We start from the raw sequence: 21,097 nt of genomic DNA, 5'->3' as shown, positions 1-21,097 counted from the left end.
ACCCCGACCCCGTCCGGTCACCGGAGTTCCAAGGTCTGCAGGAACTCGCCCGGCTCCCGCGCCACCCCGAAGTGGTCGCCGGTCGCGAAGCCGGCTCCGGCGGCACGCCACCACTCGGCCTGCTCGGCGCTGCCGATCCCCTCCACGGCGACCGCCACACCCCGCTCCCGCAACAACGGCAGCAGCGCCGCCACGTACGGGGACCGGCTCGCCACCAGGCCGGGCGCCACCCGCACCGCCTGCACCGGCAACTCGGACGCGAGCAGCCCGAAGTCGAGCGGCGCCATCCCGAAGTCGTCGATCGCCGTCAGCACGCCCATGCGGGACAGCACCACGAGGTTGTCCGCCGCGTCGGCCACGGACAGCACGCCACCGGGCATGCTGATCATCAGCTTCCCGGCGGGCACCCCGATCTGGTCGAGCACCTCCACGACCCGCGAGACCAGGTCCGCGTCGGACGATTGGTGCGCGGTGAGCCGCACGGCCAGCGTCCTGTCCAGCTGCCCGCGCTGCCGCCACCACGCCGACTGACCGCCGGCGACCTTCAGCAGCCATCCGCCGAGCGGCAGGATCAAGCCGGTCTGTTCGGCCAGGTCCGCGCACCGGCCGTGGCCGAGCGCGCCGGATTCCGGTCTGTCCCAGTGGAACTCTGCCTCGACACCGCTGTCCTCGCCGTCCGCGAGCCGCACGACCGGCCGGTACCGCACGGTGATCTCGCCGTTCTCCCACGCGGCCGGCATCTCCACGGCCAGCGCGTCGTCCCGGCGCTCCTCGGCGTCCTGGCCGGCGTGGAACAGGTCCCACTGCCCGCGCCTGCCCTTCTTGGCACGGCGCAAGGACCGTTCCGCCGAGCGCAGCACGTCGAGCGGTTCCTCGTCGGTGCCCGGCCGGTGCACGACGCCGGCGCTCATCGACGCCGACAGCCCGTGACCGTCCACAAAGGTCGGTTCGAGCATGAGGTCGTCGTTGATGCTCTTCATGATCGCGTCGATGCCCGGCGTCGTCGCCGTGTTCTCCAGCAGGACGCCGAACTCGTCGCCGCCGAACCGGGCGATCATGACCTTCTCGCCCGCCAGCAACGTCTTCAGCCGGCCGCTCACGTGCTGCAGGTACCGCTCGACGACCCGGCCGCCGAAGCTGTCGCGCAGCATGCCGAACGCATCGAGGTCGAGGTGGAGGACGGTGATGCCGTGCTCGGGATCGGCCTTGCGCAGCGCGATCTCCAGCTGGGTGGTGAAGAACTGGCGGTTCGGCAGCCCGGTCAGCGGGTCGTGCAACGACTGCCGCTTGAGCTCGCTCTGCAGCAGCGCCAGTTCGGTGCCGTCCTCGACCACGACGACGAAGTGCATCGGCTGGTCGTCGGCACCGCGCAGCAGTGACGCGGTCAGCGTCACCGGCGCGGACTCGCCGTCCTCGCGCAGCAACCGTTGCGACTGCCGGAAGCGCTCGATGGTGCCGGCGGCGAGGTCGGTCATCGCCTCGCGCAGCATCTCGGTGAAGTCGGGTTCGATCAGGTCGAGCAGCGGCATGCCGGTGAGCTCGTCGGAGGTGCGCCCGAGAATCTGGCCGGTGGCCGCGTTCACCTGGAGCAGCCGGCCCTCGAGGTCGACGATCAGCACGCCGTTGGTGGACGACGTGACGACCTCGTTGAAGCGGGCCTGGCTCTCCTTGAGGTTCCAGTTCGCGTCGCGGACCGCCTTGAGCAACGACCGCTGCATGCTCTCCTGCTGCGCGAGCACGGATTCCGAGTTCGCCGCGGTGAAACCGGCGCCGAGCGCGCCCATCGCGAGCGCGATCCGTTCCGCGTACCGCTCGACGGGCTGGAACTCCGGCAGCGCGAGCAGGCCCTTGCCGAGGACCTCGGTGGTGCACCGCAGCCCGAACCGGCCCAGATGGCCCAGCGCCGCCAGGTCGGCGCCCGCCGCCTCGACCGGGATGGTCGTGAACGGCTCTTCGTGCAGCATCGAACACAACGCGTCCAGCCGGACGCTCAGTTCCTCGTCGAGATCTTCCCGGCCCAGTGGAATCGCGACTGCTCCGAGCAGGCGATACGACCATTTGCGGGCGAGTGTCGTCCGCGCCCTCGCATTGTCCTGAGGCGAGGGCGTCACGTCTGGTATTCGACTCGGCTTCGACATTCGGTGGGCCGCCTCGCATGGCTCTGAGGTCCGGCAGTTTACCCACGCAGAGTCGGCCCCGCCTCAACCGGTCGCGTGAATCGACATCACACCATCGATAATCCTATGGCTTCCGGCCGACGCCGGCGAACGCGATCCTGTTCACCGCTGGATCATCCGAGATGTCACCGGGACCGGAGGGTCGCCATTCGGCGAATTTGACGAGTCCGGGCTCGACCAGTTCGAAATCCCCGAAGAACGACTCGACCTCGGCGCGGTCGCGATAGGCGACGTCACCACCGCCCGCCTTGGCCATCCTGTCGGTGACCGACCGGGCGTCGTCGTTGACGTGGTCGCCGGCCATGTGCGAGATCGCGAGGTAACTCCCGCTGGGCAGCGCCTCGCGGTAGCGCTTGAGCAGGCTCTGCGGGTCCGCCTCGTCCGGCACCCAATGGACCATGAACAGCATCAGCAGGCCGATCGGCTGGTCGAAGTCGAGCAGCCGGTTCACCTCGCCGCTGTTCAGGATGCTGTCCGGGTCGCGCATGTCGGCCTGCAGCACGCCGACGCGCTCGTTGCCCGCGATGATCAGCTCACCGTGCGCGACGGCGACGGGATCGCGGTCCACGTACATGACACGGCACGACGGGTGCGCCTCCTGCGCGACCTCGTGCACGTTGGCCACGGTCGGGATGCCCGAGCCGATGTCCAGGAACTGGCGCACGCCCTGCTCGGTCATGAAGCGCACCGCGCGGCGCAGGAAGGCCCGGTTGAGCCTGGCCGCGCTGCGGGAGTTCGGCATCATCTGCTCGGCCTTGTCGCCCATCAGGCGGTCGACCGCGAAGTTGTGCGCGCCCCCCAGCAGGTAGTCGTAGACGCGCGCCGCGCTCGGCACGGAGACATCGACGCTCTGCGGAACCCAGTTCTGCACGTCGGACACGACTACCCACCCTCTTCAGGTTGCGGATGCACTAGCTTACGCAGGCACAAAGTGCGAGCGACTACGCCGCAAGTGTGAACGCACTCCACCCGATCGGGCACTGTCACCCTGGACCGAACGACTCATAGGGTGGCTCGATCTCTTTCCCCCTCGCGAGGAGCGATGATGTCCGTCCCGGTGGCACCCGGCAGGCTGCCATTTCTCGGGCATTCGCTGCCTATGCTCAGAAAAAGATTCGCATTCACCGGGAATTTACGGGACCAAGGTGATCTCGTCGAAGTACATCTCGGGCCGATGCGCACCTATTTCGTCGCCAGCCCGCAGTTGACCCATCAGGTGCTGGTCACCGACGCGCCGAAGTTCCACAAAGGCCGGATGTACGACAAGTTCCGGCCGTTCGTCGGCAACGGGCTCGCCGTGTCGAACGGAGCCTTCCACCAGCGCCAGCGCCGCATGATGCAGCCGGCGTTCCACCGCGACCGGATCGCCGGTTACGCGAACACCATGCTCCGCGCGACGCTCGACCTGCTGGACGGATGGCGTCCTGGCGACATCAGGCAGCTCGAGGCCGACATGCAGGGCCTCGCCGTCACGATCGTCGGTGAGGCCCTCTTCTCCACCGAGATCGGCAAGAAGGCGATCGCCGAGGCACGCCGGTCCGTGTTCGTGATCATCCGCAACGGCATCATGCGCGCCCTCTCGCCGGGGTTCGTCGAGAAGCTGCCCATCCCGGCCAACCGCGAGTTCGACGAGGCCATCGCCCGGATGCGCGCGATCGTGCACGAGGTCATCGAGAGCCGTCGCGGCGACGACACCGACCACGGCGACCTGCTGTCGACGTTGCTGATGGCACGGGATGCCGAGACCGGCGAACCGATGACCGACGAGCAGGTCTTCGACGAGGTCATCACGCTGCTGACGGCGGGCATCGAGACCACCGCGCTGGCACTGGCCTGGATCTTCCACGAGATCGCCGCCGACCCCGAGGTGGAACGGCGGGTCGTGGCCGAGGTCGACGAGGTGCTGGCCGGGCGTCCGGTGACGATCGACGACGTGCCGAAGCTGACATACGTCGGCCAGGTGGCGACCGAGGTCCTGCGGAAGTACCCGCTCTGGCTCGTCATGCGCCGCACGGCCGTGGAGGTCGAACTCGGCGGCGCCGTCCTGCCTCCGGGCACCGAAGTGATCCTCAGCCCGCACACGATGCACTACGACCCCGCGAACTTCCCTGACCCCGAACGCTTCGACCCGGATCGCTGGACGCCCGAACGCGTCAAACAACTGCCGAAGGGCGCGTTCGTGCCGTTCGGCGGCGGCATCCACCAGTGCATCGGAAACCACTTCGCACTGACCGAGATCGCCATCGTGGTGGCGACGGTCTGCGCGCGCTACCGGCTGGTCCCCGACCGGCCCGTGCGCACCAAGTTCACGAACGCGGCCTACCCCAACGACCTGATGATGAAGGTCGTCCCCCGCTAGCTGGAGGTTGTTCCCCCATGCGTTTCCGTCGGCTCTGTGCCGCCGTGCTGCTCGCTGCCCTGCTGCCGGTTCCCGCGCCGGCCAGCGCTGCCGCGACGACCTGCGAGGACGTGTACACGCCCGTTCAGTTCGGGCTCATCAGGCAGACGATGTACGGCAGGTTGTGCGTCCCGCAGGGAGCGAAGACCGTCCAGGTGCTCGTCCCCGGTGGTACCTACACCAGCGGCTACTGGGACATCCCGGTGGACGGCGAGGCCCGTTCGGTCACGCGCGCGATGAACAAGGCGGGCATCGCCACCATGGCCGTCGACCGGATCGGTTCCGGCAGGAGCACGAAGCCGCTGAGCATCCTCGTCGACGTGCCCAACCAGGCCGAGGCGGTGCACCAGGTCATCCAGAAGCTGCGCCCCCGGTTCGCCAAGGTGCTCGTCGGCGGGCACTCGATCGGCTCGGCCATCGCGATGGCCGAGGCAGGCAGGTACCGCGACGTCGACGGCGTCCTGGTCACCGGCATGACGCACCAGTGGGACTACATCAGGGCCGTACCCGCGCTGACGAACCTGATCCCCGCGCTGATCGACCCGAAGCTGAGCCTGCGCGGCCTCGACGTCGGCTACCTGACGACGGCACCGGGCTCGCGCTACACCATGTTCCACGCGCCTGGCCCGAGCATCACCGCCGTGAACACCCTCGACGAGGCCACGAAGGACGTCGTCTCGGCGGGCGAGTTCGTCACCACCGCACTGATGTCGAACCTCGTGCTGCCGGTGAGCGCCCTCATCAACGTGCCGGTGATGACCGTCCAGACCTCGGCCGACTACTTCTGCGGCACCCCGCCGCTCGGCGCCGACTGCTCCTCGGCCCAGGCACTCGTCCGGTCAGAGAAGCCGTTCTACCCCAAGGCACCGCGGCTCGACGGCTTCGTCGTCAACGGGTACGGGCACGTCTTCAACTTCGACACGAAGACCGCCAACAGCTACCACGCGGCTGTCATCGCGTGGCAGCGCGGCCTTAGCTGAACTTCCGCAGGAACTCGCCCGCGTCACGCGGGGAACCGTAGTGGGCGCCGATCGCGAGGTCGGCGCCCGCTTCCTGCCACCACTTCCCCTGCTCGGCGGTCTCGATCCCGTCCACACAGAGGTTCACGCCCAGGTCGTGCACGGCCGGGATCAACGCGGCGAAGCGGGGATCCTGCCTGTGCACCAGGTCCTTCGGCACCAGCACGGACACCACCGGCAGCGCCGAGAGCCAGGCCAGATCGCGCGGCCCGAGCCCGAAGTCGTCGAGGGCGATCCGGACGCCCATGTCCGCGAGCGTGCCCAGGTTGTCCGCCGCGTCGGCCACGCCCAGCACGCCGACCGGCATGGTCAGCGTCAGCCTGGCGCCCGGCATCCCGGTCTCCTCCAGCACCTTCGACACCCGTGACACCAGGTCCGCGTCGGTCGACTGGTGGTGCGTGAGCCGCACGCCGAACTGCTGGTCGAGCTCGCCGCGCTGGCGCCACCACTGCGCCTGGCCGGTGGCGATCCTGATCAGCCACTCGCCCATCGGCAGGATGAGCCCGCTCTGGTCGGCGAGTGCGGCGCAGCGGTCGGAGAGGTCCCAGTGCAGCAGGGCCTCGACGCCGGCCAGGTCGCCGGTCGCCAGCTCGCGGACGGGCCGGTAGACGACGCCGATGTCGCCCTGCTCCCACGCTCCCGGCATCACCACGGCCAGTGCCGCGTCACGCCGTCCGGCGGCGTCCTCGTTGGTGTGGAACAACTCCCACTGACCGCGGCGGTCGCGCTTGGCCTGCCGCAGCGCCAGGTCGGCCGTGCGCAGCAGCTCGGCCGGGTCGACGTCGGGCGACGGCCTGTGCACGACGCCCGCGCTCACCGACACGGCGAGACCGTGACCGTCCACATAGGTCGGTTCGCCCAGGTCGGCGTTGATGGTCGCCATGGTGGTCGCGACGTCCGGTGTGAGCGCCGTGTTCTCCACGATGATGCCGAACTCGTCGCCGTCGAACCGCGCGACCATGGCCTTCTCGTGCGACATCACGGCCCGCAGCCTGCGTGCGACGTGCTGGAGCAGGTGTTCGCCGACCCGTGCGCCGAGGCTGTTGCACACCAGGCCGAACGCGTCGAGGTCGAGATGGAAGATCGTCACGCCGAACTCGGGATCCGCCCTGCGCAGCACGGTTTCGAGGTGCGTGGTGAAGAACTGCCTGTTCGGCAGCCCGGTCAGCACGTCGTGCAGCGACTGCCTGCGCAGTTCTCCCTGCAACAAAGCAAGTTCTGTGTCGTCGTCCGCCATCACGAGGACATGACTGGGCTTGCCTTCGTCGTCGCGCAGCAGTGACGCCGTGAGCGTCACCTTGGCGAAATCGCCGTCACCGCACACGAGCTGCATCGGTTCCCGCTCGAACTCACCGCGCTCGGACAGAACCCGTTCCATCATCTCGCGGAACACGACGATCGAGTTCGGCGCGATGAGCTCGGCAAGACGGGTGCCCGGCTCCGGCGCACGTCCGATGATCACGCCGATCGACTCGTTGCCCCAGGCGAGGCGGCCGTCGAGGCCGACGATCAGGATGCCGTTGGTCGACGAGGACGCGATGCCCTCGAACTTCGCCTCGCTCTGGCGCTGATCGCGTTGCGCGTCATGGGCGGCCTTGAGCAGCGAGCGCTGCATGCTCTCCTGCTGGTCCAGGATCGCGCGTGCCCGTGCCGCGGTGAAGCCGCACGTCAGCGCCCCAATCCCGCCGACGACGCGGACCGTGTGCCGCTCGCTCGAACGGAACTCCTCCAGCGTCAGCAAGCCCTTGCCGAGCACGTCGACCGTGCGCTTCAGCCCGGGCTCGTTGACGTAGCCGAGAGCGACGAGCCGTTCGCCCACCTCCTCGAACGGAGCAGGGTCGAACGGTTCGCTGTGCAGTGCCGCGCACAATGCGTCGAGCTGGGCACCCAGTTCGGCGTCCAGCTCATCTCGGCTCAGCGCGACTACGACGACGCTACTGAGCAGGTAGCTCCACTTGCGCGACAAGGCTTCTCGCGCACGGACGGCGGCGGCGCCCTCGGGTGGAGCGGCATCGGGTCTTCGGCTCGGTTTCGTCATTCCCGTTGCCCTGTATAGGTTGGAGAGTGTCCGGGAGTTTACCTACCGGCAGTCGACGCCCGCTGCGCCAACCGTGTGATCCTCCGACACTACAGCGTGGTTTCAGTCCTTACGACCGACCCCAGCGTACAAGAACATGTTCATGGACGCCTCGTCAGCGACGTCCCCCGGTCCGTCCGGGCGCCACTCCCCGCACCCGACGAGACCGGGCTCCACCAGCGAAAAGCCGTCGAACAAGGCGCTGACCTGCGCGTGGTTGCGCATGTGCATCTGGTCGGCGCTCTTGCTGCGGTTCACGACCGCGGCGGCCTGGTCGACGGTGTCGTCGATCTGGTCCTTGGCCACGTGCGTCATCACCATGAAGCTGCCGGCGGGCAGCGCGTCGCGGTAGTGGGCGACGAGCTTGTCCGGGCTGTCCTCGTCGGGCACCCAGTGCATCATGAGCAGCATCAACAGCCCGACCGGTTCGTCGAGGCGCAGCAGCCTCTTCACCTCGGGACTCGACAGCACCATCTCCGGGTCGCGCATGTCGGCCTGCACGATCGCGGCGTTTTCGTTGTCAGACAACATCAATTGACTGTGCGCGACGGCGACCGGGTCCTTGTCGACGTAGACGACGCGCGCGGCAGGGTCGCGTTCCTGGGCGACCTCGTGCACGTTCGCGACGGTCGGGATGCCGGAACCGATGTCCAGGAACTGGCGAATCCCCTGGTCCATCAGGAAGTTCACCGCGCGGCCGAGGAACCGGCGGTTGAGTCTGGCGACGCTGGGCAGGCCTGGCACCAGCTTCTCGATCTGCGATCCGACCTGGCGGTCGGCGGCGAAGTTGTGGGCGCCGCCGAGGATGTAGTCGTAGACGCGGGCCATGCTCGGCACGTTCGTGTCGATGCCGAGCGGAACCCAGTTCTGGGTCTCTGCCACGGGGAACACCCTCTTCGGTTTCGTGGCGGTTCGGGGAAGACGCACGAGCTTAGTCACCCGGGCACCGGGCGCACTGCACCATCAGAGTGACGCCGAACCACCCGTTCAGGCACTGTCGTCTTACCCCAAACGGCTCCTAGGGTGGTCCATTCCCATTCGGCCGAACTCCTCAGGAGCCCGAATGCCCGTCCCGGTGGCTCCCCACCGCTGGCCGTTGCTGGGGCACACCCCGTCGATGCTCAGGCAACGCGCCAAGTTCACCGACGCGCTGCACGAACACGGCGACGTCGTGCGTCTCGACCTCGGCCCCCTGCACGCGCACTTCGTCACGAGTCCTTCGCTGACTCACGAAGTGCTTGTGTCGCAGGGCTCGAAGTTCCGCAAGGGCGCCATGTTCGACAAGTTCCAGCCGTACCTGGGCACGGGGCTGCTGCTGTCGAACGGCGAGTACCACCTGCGCCAGCGCCGGATGATGCAGCCGGCTTTCCATCGGGAACGGATTGAAGCCTATGCCTCGACGATGGCTCGTGCTGCTGCTGCGCTGGCTGCGCGGTGGCGCCCCGGCGAAGTCCGTGTCATCGAGGACGACATGCAGGAGCTCGCGGTCACCATCGTCGGCGAGACGCTCTTCTCGACGGAGATCGGCAAACGCGCGGTCGAGGAGGTCCGCCGGTCCATCTTCACGGTCATCCAGCAGGGCATGATCCGCGCGCTGTCCCCGTCCTTCGTGGAGAAACTCCCGCTGCCGGGCAACCGGGAGTTCGACGCGGCGATCGCACGCATGAAAGCCGTTGTGCTGCAGGTGATCGAGAGCTGGCGCGCGGACGGCACCGACAACGGCGACGTCCTGTCCATGCTGCTGCTGGCGCAGGAGGACGGCGTCGGCATGACGAACCAGCAGACCTACGACGAGGTCCTGACCCTGCTCACCGCGGGCATCGAGACCACGGCGATCGCACTGGCCTGGGCGCTCTACGAGGTGGGCAACGACCCCGAGGTCGAACGCCGGCTGCACGCCGAGGTCGACTCGGTCGTGGGCGACCGCCCGGTGACGTTCGCCGACGTCGCGTCGTTGACCTATACAAGCCAGATCGTGCAGGAAACGCTGCGGAAGTACCCGATCTGGTTCGTGATGCGCCGGACGCTCACCGAGGTCCAGCTGGGCGACGTCTCACTGCCCGCCGGCGCCGAGGTGATCGTCAGCCCCCACGCACTGCACCACGACGAGCGCTACTTCCCGTCACCGGAACGTTTCTGGCCCGACCGCTGGACGCCCGAGTTCACCGCCGGCCTGCCGCGCGGCGCGTTCATCCCGTTCGGCGGCGGCAACCGCCAGTGCCTCGGCAACACCTTCGCCCAGACCGAGATCGTCATCACGCTCGCGACCATCGCGGCGAAGTGGCGCCTCGTCCCCACCCGTCCGGCGCGCGTGAAGTTCACCTCCGCGCCGTACCCGAACGGCCTGCTCATGAAGGCCGTCCCCCGCAACTAGTTGGAGGTAGTTCCCCCATGCGTTTCCGCCGGCTGTGCGCCATCGCGCTGCTCGCCACCGGAACCCTGTTAGCCCCGCCGCCGGCCTCCGCAGCCACGTCCTGCCAGGACGTCGCCTACCCGGTGCGCATCGGCCTGACCCCACTGGTCACCACACAGGAGACCGTGGCAGGCAGGCTGTGCGTCCCCACGGGCGCGAAGACCGTGCAGGTCCTGATCCCGGGCGGCACCTACGACCGGACGTACTGGGACGTCGGCTTCGAACCGTCGACCCGCTCGTTCACCCAGTCCCAGAACAAGGCGGGCTTCGCCACCCTCGCACTGGACCGCCTGGGCACCGGCAGGAGCTCCAAGCCACTGAGCGTCCTGATCACGGCCTCGACCCAGGCCAGCGCGGTCCACCAGGTCATCACGACCCTGAAACCCCGCTTCACCAAGGTGATCGTCGCGGGCCACTCCATCGGCTCCGCGATGGCGATGATCGAGGCAGGCACCCACCGAGACGTGGACGGCGTCCTGGTCACCGGCTTCACGCACAAGATGAACTACGTGACCGTCGTCCCCGTCCTCGCGAACATGATCCCGGCGAGCCTGGACCTCGGCTACCTCACCACGATGCCGGACACCCGCTACAACTCGTTCCACAAACCGGGCCCACTGATCCCAGGCTCGATCTCGTTCGACGAGGCCACCAAGGACGTCTTCGCCGTGACCGAGGCCGTGGACACCATCCTCCTCAACACGGTCGTCATCCCGATCTCACGCAGGATCAACGTCCCGGTCCTCATCGTCGTCGGCAACGACACCCACTTCTGCAGCTCCGGCATCCCGCTGATGGGCAGCGACTGCTCCTCCGCCGCCGCCCTCAAGGCAGACGAGGCCCCGTTCTTCCCAGCGGTCCCGCGCCTGGACACCTACGTCCTCAACGGCTACGGCCACTCCATCAACTACGCCCCGAACGCCCCCGACTACCACGCCGCCGTGGCCCGGTGGTCCAAGGGCATCTAGCTAGACTCGGCGCATGGACGAAGAGATCCACGAGCGAGTCCGCGACTTCATCAAGGCCATCCCACGCGGACGAGTCGCCACCTACGGCGACATCGCAGATCTCGCCAAGGCCCCGTCGCCACGGCTGGTCGGCCGCATCCTCAACGAGGACGGCAACGACCTGCCGTGGCAGCGGGTCCTCAAGGCCGACGGCACCTGCGCCCCGCACCTCCGCGACACCCAACTCCAGCTCCTGCACGAGGAGGGGGTTCCGAACCTCGACGGCAAGGTGAACCTGCGGGAGTACCGCTGGGAGGACGCCCGCAAGGAGGCCGACGAGGTACCCGGCCTCTGGTAACGGCCCGCACGGAACGCGCCACCCCTCCGCTGGCGGGATGCTCCCCTCATGGGCACGGCCGGGCGCTTTTCAGCCCGGCCTTTTCCGGCCGTCAAGCATCCCGCCAGAGGCTCAAGGTCAAGCCCCAATCGCAACCCCGCGCAGTTCCGTCACGACCCGCGCAACCACCCTCGCAAGGCGACCTCTCGCGCGCCAGCGCAACCACCCCGCTGGAACGCGACAAACGCCCGCAAGCCGACCCGCGTCAAGCAGATCGCAACAACACAGCCCGAGCCTCAAAGTACTTCCGCACCACCACATCCACCACCAGCGGATGAGCCCCAACAGGCTCAGCCACGACATCAGCCCCACACTCCGCAAGCGACCCATGAAACACCCCAGGCGCCAACAACCAGGAAGCAACAGCCACCCGACGCCCAACCCCACGCAACCCAGCCACCACATCGCCAACACGAGGCGAAGCGGTAGCCACATACCCAACCCCAGCCGCCCCAAGCAACGCCGCAGCCTGCCGAACAGTGGCCAATGCCCGCGAATCAGAAGAACCCGCCGCGGCGAGCACAACTGCGTCGCCGCGGCGGAAACCTGCCTCCCGCAACCGATCCCGAACCGCCGGCACCGCGTCCAACCCCACCGGCGACGTCAGCACCACATCAGCCCGAGGTCCGATCTGCGCGGGAATGTCCACCCGAACGTGATACCCGGCAGCCAAGAACACCGGCACCACAACACAAGGACCATCCACAACAGACCGAACGTCCGGCTGCCGCACATCGGCGTACGCGACCTCAACAGGCAGGTCCACCGACTCCTGAACAGCAGCGGCGATCTCCGAACACACCGCAGCCCCACGCGGATCACGCGTCCCGTGGAACGCCAACACCAGTTTCATGCAGGCTCCATCGCTAGCCGATACCCACGCTTCACGACCGTGCACACCATCTGCGGCGACCCCAAAGCGGTCCGCAACCGCCCGATCGCCGTCTCGACGGCATGCTCTTCCCCACCAGAAGGCAAGGCAGCCAACAGGTCCTGGCGCGACACCACCCGGCCACGAGCGGCCACCAAAGTCCGCAGCACGGCCATGGGAGCAGGCGCGACAGGCCGCAGCTCACCGTCGATCACCACGGCCTGCGCACGCATCTCCATGTCACGAGAGGCGATCCGCAACCGCAACGCCCGTGAGGGCAACTCCAGCGCCAACTCACGCACCATCGACCCGATCCGCGACCGGGCAGGCTGCACAACGGGAATCCCTGCGGCCACCAACGGTCCCGCGGTGATCGCCCCGACACCGACCACCAGAACATCGCGCCGCAAACAGGAAACCAAAGCCCCGAAATCCGGAGCCGTGCGCAGAACAGAAGAAGCCGCAGGCGCCGAGGTGAACGTCAAAGCGTCCACCTGCCCGGCGAGGACGGCGTCGATCAACCGCTGCAACGGCCCCAGATCAGCCGGCGGCTCCCACCGGTAAACCGGAATCTCGACCACGAGAGCCCCAGCGGCCTCCAGCGTGTTCACGAAGTCCGGCAACGGCTCGCCGTGCAGCTGAACGGCGATTCGCTTGCCCGACACGCCCATCCGCAGCAGGTACTGCAGCAGCTCGGCGTTCGACTCGGACGAAGGCGACCAGGCCTCGACCAGGCCGGCCGCGCGGACCGCGCCCTTGGCCTTCGGGCCACGTGGCAGGACCACGGCGCCTTCCAGTGCCCGGTGCAGACGCCCGGCGAGTCCCCATCCCTCGGCGGCCTCGAACCACCCGCGAAAGCCGATCGCGGTGGTCGCGACGACGACGTCCACGGGCGACGACACCAGCTCCAGCGTCGCGGAGTGCAGGGTCGCGTCGTCGGGCAGCGGCACGATCCGCAACGCCGGACCGTGCAGCACCGAGGCGCCCTTGCGTTCCAGCATCGCGATGAGCTCGTCGGCCCGGCGGGCCGCGGTGACGCCGATCGTGAAGCCCGCCAGCGGACCCGTCATGTCAGCTCCACAACTCCGTCACGCACGCGCACCTGATGCACCGCAACGGAGACGGAAGGTTCCTCCAGGCACTTGCCGGTCGCGAGCTCGAACGCCTGCTTGTAGACCGGTGACACCACGACGGGAACGCCGCCGCGGTCGCCCACGATGCCGCGTGACAGCACCGCGGCGCCGCTGAACGGGTCGATGTTGTCGAGCGCGTGCACCGAGCCTTCCGCGGTCAGGAACACCGCCACCTGCGAGCCGTCGGGCAGCAACGCGGCGACGCCCTGTTCCGGCCGCAACACGTCAAAGTCACAGACGATCATCTGACGACCTCCGGGATGCCCAGGGAGACGGGGACGCGCTGACCGCGTTCAGCGCGGAACGAGATCGTGGGATCGGGTACACCAGGCGCGTTCACGAATGACGTGAACCGCGCCAGCTTCTCCGGGTCCTCCAGCACTCCACGCCATTCGTCGGCGTAGTCGGAGACGTGCGACTCCATCGCGGTCTCCAGTTCGGCGCAGATGCCGAGCTTGTCGTCGACGACGACCTCGCGCAGGTGGTCGAGCCCGCCGTCGAGCCCCTCCAGCCACACCGACGTGCGCTGCAACCGGTCAGCCGTGCGGATGTAGAACATCAGGAACCGGTCGATGATCCGGATCAGTTCCTCGGTGCCCACATCGGACACCAGCAGGTCGGCGTGCCGGGGCGTGAACCCACCATTGCCACCGACGTACAGGTTCCAGCCGTTCTCCGTCGCGATCACGCCGAAGTCCTTGCCTCGCGCCTCGGCGCACTCACGGGCACAGCCGGAGACCGCCGACTTGAGCTTGTGCGGCGACCTCAGCCCCCGGTAACGCAGCTCCAGCTCGATGGCGAGGCCGACGGAGTCCTGCACGCCGTAACGGCACCAGGTCGTGCCGACGCAGGACTTCACCGTGCGCAACGACTTGCCGTACGCGTGCCCTGACTCGAAGCCCGCGTCGACCAACCGCCGCCAGATCTCCGGCAGCTGGTCGACGGTCGCACCGAACAGGTCGATCCGCTGGCCGCCGGTGATCTTCGTGTAGAGGCCGTAGTCGCGGGCCACCTCGCCGATGACGATCAGCTTCTCCGGCGTGATCTCACCGGCGGGGATGCGTGGCACGACGGAGTAGGTGCCGTTGCGCTGCAGGTTCGCCAGGAACCTGTCGTTGGTGTCCTGCAACGAGACCTGCGTCTCGCCCAGGATGTGCCCGTTGCCCAGCGACGCCAGGATCGAGGCCACCGCGGGCTTGCATATGTCGCAACCACGTCCGGTGCCGTGCTTCTCGATCAACGCGGAGAACGTCGCCACGCGCGTCGCCCGGATGATCTCGAACAGCTCCGCGCGGGAGTACGTGAAGTGCTCGCACAACGCCTTGGACTGCTCGACACCGCAGTCGGTCAGCAGCTTCTTCAGCATCGGCACGCACGAGCCGCAGCCCGTACCGGCCTTGGTGCACGCCTTCAGCTCCGCCACGTCGCACGCCACGCCGGACTGGATCGCGTCGGTGATCGTCTGCTTCGTGACCGCGAGACAGGAGCAGACCTGCGCGTCAGCAGGCATCTCGACGTCCACGGCGCCGCCCGGCTGCAGCAACGCGGCCGGAACCTCCTTGCCCACCAACGGCCGCAGCGACAGGTACGACGAGGCGTCACCGACGAGCACGCCACCCAGCAGGATGCGGGCGTCGTCCGACACCACGAGCTTGCTGTAGGTGCCCGCGACGGCGTTGTTGACCACGACTTCGAGCGCGCCCTCGGTCTGGGCGTGCGCGTCGCCGAACGACGCCACGTCCACCCCGAGCAGCTTCAGCTTCGTCGACACGTCGGCGCCGGGGAACACCCGCGCACCACCGGAAAGCTGGTCGGCGACCACCTCGGCCATCGAGTAGCCGGGAGCCACCAGCCCGTACGTGACACCCTCTACGGCCGCACACTCGCCGATCGCGAAGACGCGCGGGTCGGAGGTCCGGCAGGCCGCATCGACCAGGTAACCACCGCGCGGCCCCAGCTCCAGCCCCAGGTCGAGGTCGGTGCGCGGCCGGATGCCGGCGCTGAACACCACGACGTCCAGGTCGAGTTCGAGTCCGCTGGCCAGCTTCGCGATCAACCGCGAACCGTCGCGTTCGATGGAGGAGGCGGAGGTGCCGGTGTGCACGGTCAGATCGAGCTTCTCGACCAGGCGCTTCAACAGCCCGGCACCACCGTCGTCGACCTGGATCGGCATCAGCCGCGGCGCCAGCTCCACGACGTGCGGCGAGACTCCCATGCCGCGCAACGCGTTGGCGGCCTCAAGGCCGAGCAGGCCACCGCCGAGCACCATGCCGGAACGCCGCCCTGGGCGCGAAGCCTCCTCCACGGTCGCCCGGATCTCGTCCAGGTCGTCGACCGTGCGGTAGACGTGGCAACCGGGCAGGTCACGACCTGGCACCGGCGGTACGAACGGCACCGAGCCGGTGGCCAGCACCAGGGCGTCGTAGGAGACCTCGACACCCGAGGCGCCCACGACGACCTTGCGGGCGCGGTCCACGGACACGGCCTTCTCGCCGAGCCGGAGCTCACAGCCGCCCAGTGCGGGCAGCTCCAGGTCCGCGAAGTTCCAGCTGTCCACATAGGACGACAGCGCGACGCGGTCGTAGGCGGGACGGGACTCCTCACCGAACACCACGATCCGCCAGGACGAGTCACGAAGGATCTCGACGAGCCGGTGGCCGACCATGCCGTTGCCAACTACGACCAAAGTCTGGGTCATCGGGCATTCCTCCTTCGCCCGGTATGCTCACCGGGCGGCGTGTCATCCCAAGGTCCGCGGTATTTCGCGGGTGTTAAAGGAAACTCTCTCCGCAGATCAGCGAGGCGTGCGTCACACGCCCGCGTAGGCGAGCGACGGACGCGCCGCGAACACGTTGCGCCGCAGGTAGAACCACCACGTGGTGCCGACGCAGAGCCCGTAGAAGACCAGGAACGCGGTCAGCGCGGGCGTCAGGGTCTTCGAACCCTCCAGCGAGAACTTGAAGACGAGGTTCACCAGCACACCTCCGGCGGCGCCGATCGCACCCGCGATGCCGACGACGGCGGCGGCCTGGCGCTTCGCGGACTTGTCGTCGTCCGACTGGGTGCGGAAGATCGCCGGGATCATCCGGTACGTCGAGCCGTTGCCCACGCCCGCCAGCACGAACAACGCGATGAACGAGCCGAAGAACAGCGCGAAGTTGTGCGCGTCGACACTGACGATCACGCCGACGGAGCCGATGGCGAGCCCGACGAACGTCCCCAGCGTCACCTTCGCGCCCCCGATCCGGTCCGCCAGCCAGCCACCGAACGGGCGGGCCACCGAGCCGATCAGCGCGCCGAGGAACGCGAGCGCCACCCAGCCCTTGTAGTCCACGAAACTGATCTTGATCAGCGAGGGGAACGCGAACGAGAACCCGATGAACGAGCCGAAGGTGCCGATGTAGAGGAACGACATAACCCAGGTGTGCCGGTTCTGCATCGCCAGCCGGTACGACTGCCCGTCCGGCTTGGCCTGGGTGAGGCTGTCCATGAAGAACCACGCGCAGGCAGTGGCGAGAACGATGAACGGCATCCAGATCAGCGCCGCGTAGGCGAGGTGGATCCCGGTGCCGACGGTGATCACGATCGGCACGAGGAGCTGCGTGATCGCGACACCGAGGTTGCCGCCGGCCGCGTTCAGGCCGAGCGCCAGGCCCTTCTTGCCCTCGGGGTAGAAGAACGAGATGTTCGCCATCGACGACGAGAAGTTGCCGCCACCGAGGCCCATCGCGGCCGAGGTCAGCAGGAAGAACCAGTAGGGCGTGCCCGGCGTCGACACCGCGTAGGCGAGCATCGTGCACGGGATGAGCAGCAACCCGGCGCTGATCGTCGTCCACAGCCGGCCACCGAAGCGCGGCACCGCGAACGTGTACGGCACCCGCAGCGCGGCGCCCACCAGGTTCGGCACGATCAGCAGCCAGAACTGCTGACCGACGCTGAAGTCGAAGCCGACGGAGCCGAGGCTCACGACGACGATGCTCATCAGCACCCAGACGCTGAACCCGAGGTTCTCCGCGAGGATGGAGAACACGAGGTTCTTGCGGGCGATCCGCTTGCCCTTGTTCTCCCAGAACTCGGGCTTCTCCGGCTCCCAGTGGTCGATCCAGCTCATCTTGAAGTCCTCCGCGGGGTCGGCGTTGCCCGAAAATCTAGGAACCGCGCATTACCGAGGCGTTCTGGGCGGTGACGGCGGAGGCAACTCCGCCGCACATCAGGCCGGAGCGGGCTGTGAGGCTCCGAGCCAGTCGAGCAACCCGCACACCGCGTCCTTGCAGCCACCACAGCCCGTGGTCGCGCGGGTGGCCTCCGCGAGCTGCGGCAACGACTCCGCGCCCGCACGCCAGGCCGACACGATCTGTCCCTTGGAGACGGTGTTGCACCGGCAGATCACCGCGCTGGACGGCAGATCGGCGGGCGACGCGGCCTCGGCGGGCAACGCACGTCCCAGCAGCAACGCCAGGCGGTCGGTCGGCGCGGGGATGCCGCGGTCGTAGAGCTGGGTGATCGTGGCCGCCGCGTCCGGCGCACCGAGCACGATCGCGCCCGTCACCCGGTCGTCGCGCAGCACGAGCTTGGCGTACCGGCCGCGCGAAGGTTCCTGGAAACACAGGACTTCCGAGTCCGGACAGTCCACATCGGTGTGCACGTCACCCAGCGCCGCGAGGTCGATGTCACGCGCTTTCAGCCGCGTGACAACGGAAGTGCCCCGGTAGCGAGCGGACGGGTCCGTGCCGGTCAGGCGGTCCGCGAGCACGGCGGCCTGGTCCCACGCGGGCTGCACCAGGCCCGACACCGTGCCGGGGTGCTGGGCGCAGTCACCGATCGCGTGGATGCGCGGATCGCTGGTGCGCAGCGCGTCGTCCACGACGATGCCGCGGTCGACGGTCAGGCCTGCCCGCACCGCCAGCGACGTCTCGGCGCGCACGCCAGCGGAGACCACGACGAGTTCGGCGGGGACGTGCGTGCCGTCGTCGAGGATCAGGCCGTCGCCGGGCAGGTACTTGGTGGCCATGGAGTTCAGGCGGAACTCGATGCCGAGCTTGCCGAGCGTGCGGGCGAGCACGCCACCGGCAGCGGGGTCGAGCTGACGTTCCATGAGGTGGCCGACGGGGTGGACGACCGTGACCAGGCAGCCGCGTCCGGCCAGGCCACGGGCGGCCTCGATGCCGAGCAGACCGCCGCCGAGGACGGCGACGGGCATGCCCTTGCCTGCCTTGGCCTCGATCTGGGCGCAGTCGTCGAGGGTGCGGAAGGCGACGACGCCGGGGGCGAGCCTGCCGTCCTCGGTGAGGCCTTCGGCCGGTGGCACCCAGGGGACGCTGCCGGTGGCGAGAACGAGGGCGTCGTAAGGAATGGCCGGCTCCGGATCACCGCCTGCCCTGCCGACCACCACGGTGCGCGCAGCGCGGTCGACCTCCCTGACTTCCCAGCCCAGCCGCAGGTCGACGCGGTGCTCGTCCGCCCACCTCTCGTCGTGCAGCCGCGTCGACTCGGGCGTCATCGTGCCCGCCACCACCGTCGACAACAGCACGCGGTTGTACGCGGCGTGCGGTTCCGCGCCCACGACGGTGATGGAGATGTCCTGATCGCGCCGCCGGAGTTCGTCCGCCAGCCGCGCACCCGCCATGCCGTACCCGACGATCACGACTCGCCTCATGCCCGCTCCAATCGAACCGCGCATACCTTGAACTCGGGCATCCGGCTCGTGGGATCGAGCGCGGGGTTGGTGAGCAGGTTCGCCCGCCCGTCACCGGGGAAGTGGAACGGCAGGAACACCGCGTCGGCGCGCATGCTCGGCACGCACCGCACGACCGCCGTCACCGTTCCCCGTCTGGACACGACGTGTGCGGACTCGCCGGAAGCGAGGCCGGCTCGCGCAGCCGTGTCCGGGTGGACCTCGACGTACATCTCGGGGACGGCCTTCATCAGCTCGCCGATCCGCCGCGTCTGCGCTCCCGACTGGTAGTGCTGCAGGACGCGCCCGGTGGTGGCCTGCAACGGGAACTCCTCGTCCGGCGGCTCGGCGGGGCCGCGGTGGTCGACCGGGATGAACCGCGCCAGGCCGTCGGGATGCGTGAACCGGTCGAGGAAGAGCCTTGGCGTGCCGGGATGATCCACCGACGGCACCGGCCAGTGCAGCTGCTCGGACTCCAGCCGCTCGTAGGTGATGCCGGAGTAGTCCGACAGACCGCCGGCGGACGCCCGTCGCAACTCCTCGAAGACCTCGACCGGCGCCACCGGGAACTTCTCGCCCACACCGAGCCGCGAGGCGAGGCCCTGCAACAACTCCAGGTCGCTGCGCACCCCGGCGGGTGGGTCGAGTGCCTTGCGGCGCCTGATGATCCGGCCTTCGAGGTTGGTCATCGTGCCGTCTTCCTCGGCCCACTGCGTCACCGGGAACACGACGTCGGCCATCGCGGCGGTCTCCGACATCACGAAGTCCGCCACCACCAACAGGTCCAGCGCCTTGAACCGGTCGACGACACCGGACGCCCGCGGCGCCGACACCACCGGATTGCTGCCGAACACCAGCATCGCCCTGATGTCGTCCGCGACCAGCAACTCGTACGCGCTGCGCCCCGGACCGGGCAGCCAGTCGACGCCCCAGACGTCCATGATGTGCTGCCGCGCAACGGGATCGTCGATCTTGCGGTACCCCGGCAGCTGGTCGGCCTTCTGCCCGTGCTCGCGGCCGCCCTGGCCGTTGCCCTGCCCGGTCAGGCAGCCGTACCCCGAACCGGTGCGACCGGGCAGACCCAGTGCCAGCGCCAGGTTGATCCACGCCGAGACGTTGTCCGTGCCGGACGCGTGCTGCTCGGTGCCGCGCCCGGTCAGCACGTACGAGCGCCCGGCCAGCATGTGCACGGCAGCGCGTTGGTCCGCGGCGGACACGCCCGTGACGCGTTCGGCCCGCTCGGGCCACCACCCCGCCGCCACCCGCCACGCGTCGTCGAAACCTGAGGTCCGCGAGGAGATGTACTCCTTGTCGATCACGCCCTCGATGACCGCCGTGTGCAGCAACCCCAGCGCCAGCGCCAGGTCCGTGCCCGGCGCGGGCTGCAGGTGCAACGTCGCGCGCTCGGCGGTCGGCGTGCGCCGCGGGTCGATGACGATCAGCCGCGCGCCTTCGAGGTGCCGCAGGAACGGCGGCATCGTCTCAGCCGGGTTCGAGCCCGCCAGCAGCACGGTGTCGGCGCCGCGCAGGTCCGTCAGGGGGAACGGCAGCCCGCGGTCCAGCCCGAACGCCCTGTTGCCCGCGGCGGCGGCCGACGACATGCAGAACCGGCCGTTGTAGTCGATCTGCGAGGTCTTCAACGCGACGCGCGCGAACTTGCCCAGCGCGTAGGCCTTCTCGTTCGTCAGCCCGCCGCCGCCGAACACGGCGACCTCGTCGGGTTCGCAGGAGGTGATCCGCGCGGCCACGAAGTCCAGTGCCTCGTCCCACGACACCGGCCGGCCGTGCAGGAGAGGCGTGGTGAGCCGGCCGGGATGGCGCAGCAGCTCCCCTGCCGTCCAGCCCTTCTGGCACAGCCCACCGGGACCAGGTGTCACCTGGCCGTCGATGACGCTCATGGAGCACTGCAGCGCGCAGTAGGGGCAATGGGTCACGCCGCTGACGCTAAGAAGCCCCCGTTAACCCCGCGCGCCGAAATGTTTCCGACGTGG

Annotated in this window: 16 protein-coding genes; 5 read left to right on the top strand and 11 right to left on the bottom strand. The window is 68.6% G+C overall.

Annotated elements, in window-relative coordinates; all coding sequences use genetic code 11:
• Window positions 1-17 precede the first annotated feature (17 nt).
• On the bottom strand, window positions 18-2,111 hold the full coding sequence (locus IG04_RS0134550) for a putative bifunctional diguanylate cyclase/phosphodiesterase (protein WP_245816651.1): 2,094 nt from the start codon (window positions 2,109-2,111) through the stop codon (window positions 18-20).
• Window positions 2,112-2,241: 130 nt separating this feature from the next.
• Complete coding sequence (locus IG04_RS0134545; RefSeq protein WP_030480943.1) at window positions 2,242-3,057, bottom strand: SAM-dependent methyltransferase; 816 nt, start codon at window positions 3,055-3,057, stop codon at window positions 2,242-2,244.
• Between the two features lie 165 nt (window positions 3,058-3,222).
• Between IG04_RS0134545 and IG04_RS0134540 the strand changes: the two genes are divergently transcribed.
• Window positions 3,223-4,536, top strand: coding sequence for a cytochrome P450 (locus IG04_RS0134540; protein ID WP_030480942.1), 1,314 nt, complete (start codon window positions 3,223-3,225; stop codon window positions 4,534-4,536).
• Between the two features lie 17 nt (window positions 4,537-4,553).
• Entirely contained in the window at window positions 4,554-5,555 is a 1,002-nt protein-coding gene (locus tag IG04_RS0134535; protein ID WP_030480941.1) for an alpha/beta hydrolase, read from the top strand.
• Here the strand turns inward: IG04_RS0134535 and IG04_RS0134530 are convergent.
• Both IG04_RS0134530 and IG04_RS0134525 read right to left on the bottom strand, forming a co-directional pair.
• Window positions 5,548-7,632: a putative bifunctional diguanylate cyclase/phosphodiesterase gene (locus IG04_RS0134530; protein WP_030480940.1), complete on the bottom strand. Its 2,085-nt coding sequence runs from the start codon at window positions 7,630-7,632 to the stop codon at window positions 5,548-5,550. The genes IG04_RS0134535 and IG04_RS0134530 overlap by 8 nt on opposite strands.
• Before the next feature lie 102 nt (window positions 7,633-7,734).
• Window positions 7,735-8,553, bottom strand: coding sequence for an SAM-dependent methyltransferase (locus IG04_RS0134525; RefSeq protein ID WP_030480939.1), 819 nt, complete (start codon window positions 8,551-8,553; stop codon window positions 7,735-7,737).
• A gap of 181 nt (window positions 8,554-8,734) precedes the next feature.
• Here IG04_RS0134525 and IG04_RS0134520 point away from each other — a divergent pair, with 181 nt between their 5' ends.
• Genes IG04_RS0134520 through IG04_RS0134510 form a run of 3 tightly spaced genes read left to right on the top strand, consistent with a single transcriptional unit; the run spans window position 8,735 to window position 11,389 of the window.
• Window positions 8,735-10,045 (top strand): cytochrome P450, encoded by a 1,311-nt coding sequence (locus IG04_RS0134520; protein ID WP_030480938.1) that lies wholly within the window; start codon window positions 8,735-8,737, stop codon window positions 10,043-10,045.
• 17 nt (window positions 10,046-10,062) lie between these two features.
• Entirely contained in the window at window positions 10,063-11,052 is a 990-nt protein-coding gene (locus IG04_RS0134515) for an alpha/beta hydrolase (protein WP_030480937.1), read from the top strand.
• 13 nt (window positions 11,053-11,065) lie between these two features.
• Complete coding sequence (locus IG04_RS0134510; protein WP_030480936.1) at window positions 11,066-11,389, top strand: MGMT family protein; 324 nt, start codon at window positions 11,066-11,068, stop codon at window positions 11,387-11,389.
• Between the two features lie 244 nt (window positions 11,390-11,633).
• Here IG04_RS0134510 and IG04_RS45845 read toward each other — a convergent pair whose 3' ends face one another.
• From IG04_RS45845 to IG04_RS0134480, 7 genes are all read right to left on the bottom strand, one after another.
• Window positions 11,634-12,281, bottom strand: coding sequence for a sirohydrochlorin chelatase (locus IG04_RS45845; protein ID WP_084402059.1), 648 nt, complete (start codon window positions 12,279-12,281; stop codon window positions 11,634-11,636).
• Entirely contained in the window at window positions 12,278-13,369 is a 1,092-nt protein-coding gene (locus tag IG04_RS0134505; protein ID WP_030480935.1) for a uroporphyrinogen-III synthase, read from the bottom strand. The genes IG04_RS45845 and IG04_RS0134505 overlap by 4 nt, the downstream gene beginning before the upstream one ends.
• Complete coding sequence (nirD, locus tag IG04_RS0134500) at window positions 13,366-13,677, bottom strand: nitrite reductase small subunit NirD (RefSeq protein ID WP_030480934.1); 312 nt, start codon at window positions 13,675-13,677, stop codon at window positions 13,366-13,368. The genes IG04_RS0134505 and nirD overlap by 4 nt, the downstream gene beginning before the upstream one ends.
• Window positions 13,674-16,130: a nitrite reductase large subunit NirB gene (gene nirB, locus IG04_RS0134495; protein WP_030480933.1), complete on the bottom strand. Its 2,457-nt coding sequence runs from the start codon at window positions 16,128-16,130 to the stop codon at window positions 13,674-13,676. Before nirB ends, nirD begins: the two co-directional genes overlap by 4 nt.
• A gap of 111 nt (window positions 16,131-16,241) precedes the next feature.
• On the bottom strand, window positions 16,242-17,543 hold the full coding sequence (locus IG04_RS0134490) for an MFS transporter (protein WP_051771270.1): 1,302 nt from the start codon (window positions 17,541-17,543) through the stop codon (window positions 16,242-16,244).
• A 99-nt stretch (window positions 17,544-17,642) separates the two neighbouring features.
• On the bottom strand, window positions 17,643-19,088 hold the full coding sequence (locus tag IG04_RS0134485; RefSeq protein WP_030480931.1) for an FAD-dependent oxidoreductase: 1,446 nt from the start codon (window positions 19,086-19,088) through the stop codon (window positions 17,643-17,645).
• Complete coding sequence (locus tag IG04_RS0134480) at window positions 19,085-21,004, bottom strand: molybdopterin oxidoreductase family protein (RefSeq protein WP_051771268.1); 1,920 nt, start codon at window positions 21,002-21,004, stop codon at window positions 19,085-19,087. Before IG04_RS0134480 ends, IG04_RS0134485 begins: the two co-directional genes overlap by 4 nt.
• Window positions 21,005-21,097 lie beyond the last annotated feature (93 nt).

Source organism: Lentzea albidocapillata (assembly GCF_000719115.1).
GTDB lineage: Bacteria > Actinomycetota > Actinomycetes > Mycobacteriales > Pseudonocardiaceae > Lentzea > Lentzea albidocapillata.
The sequence above is the reverse complement of the archived record's forward strand: the minus strand, read 5'-3'. Positions and strand labels throughout refer to the sequence as shown.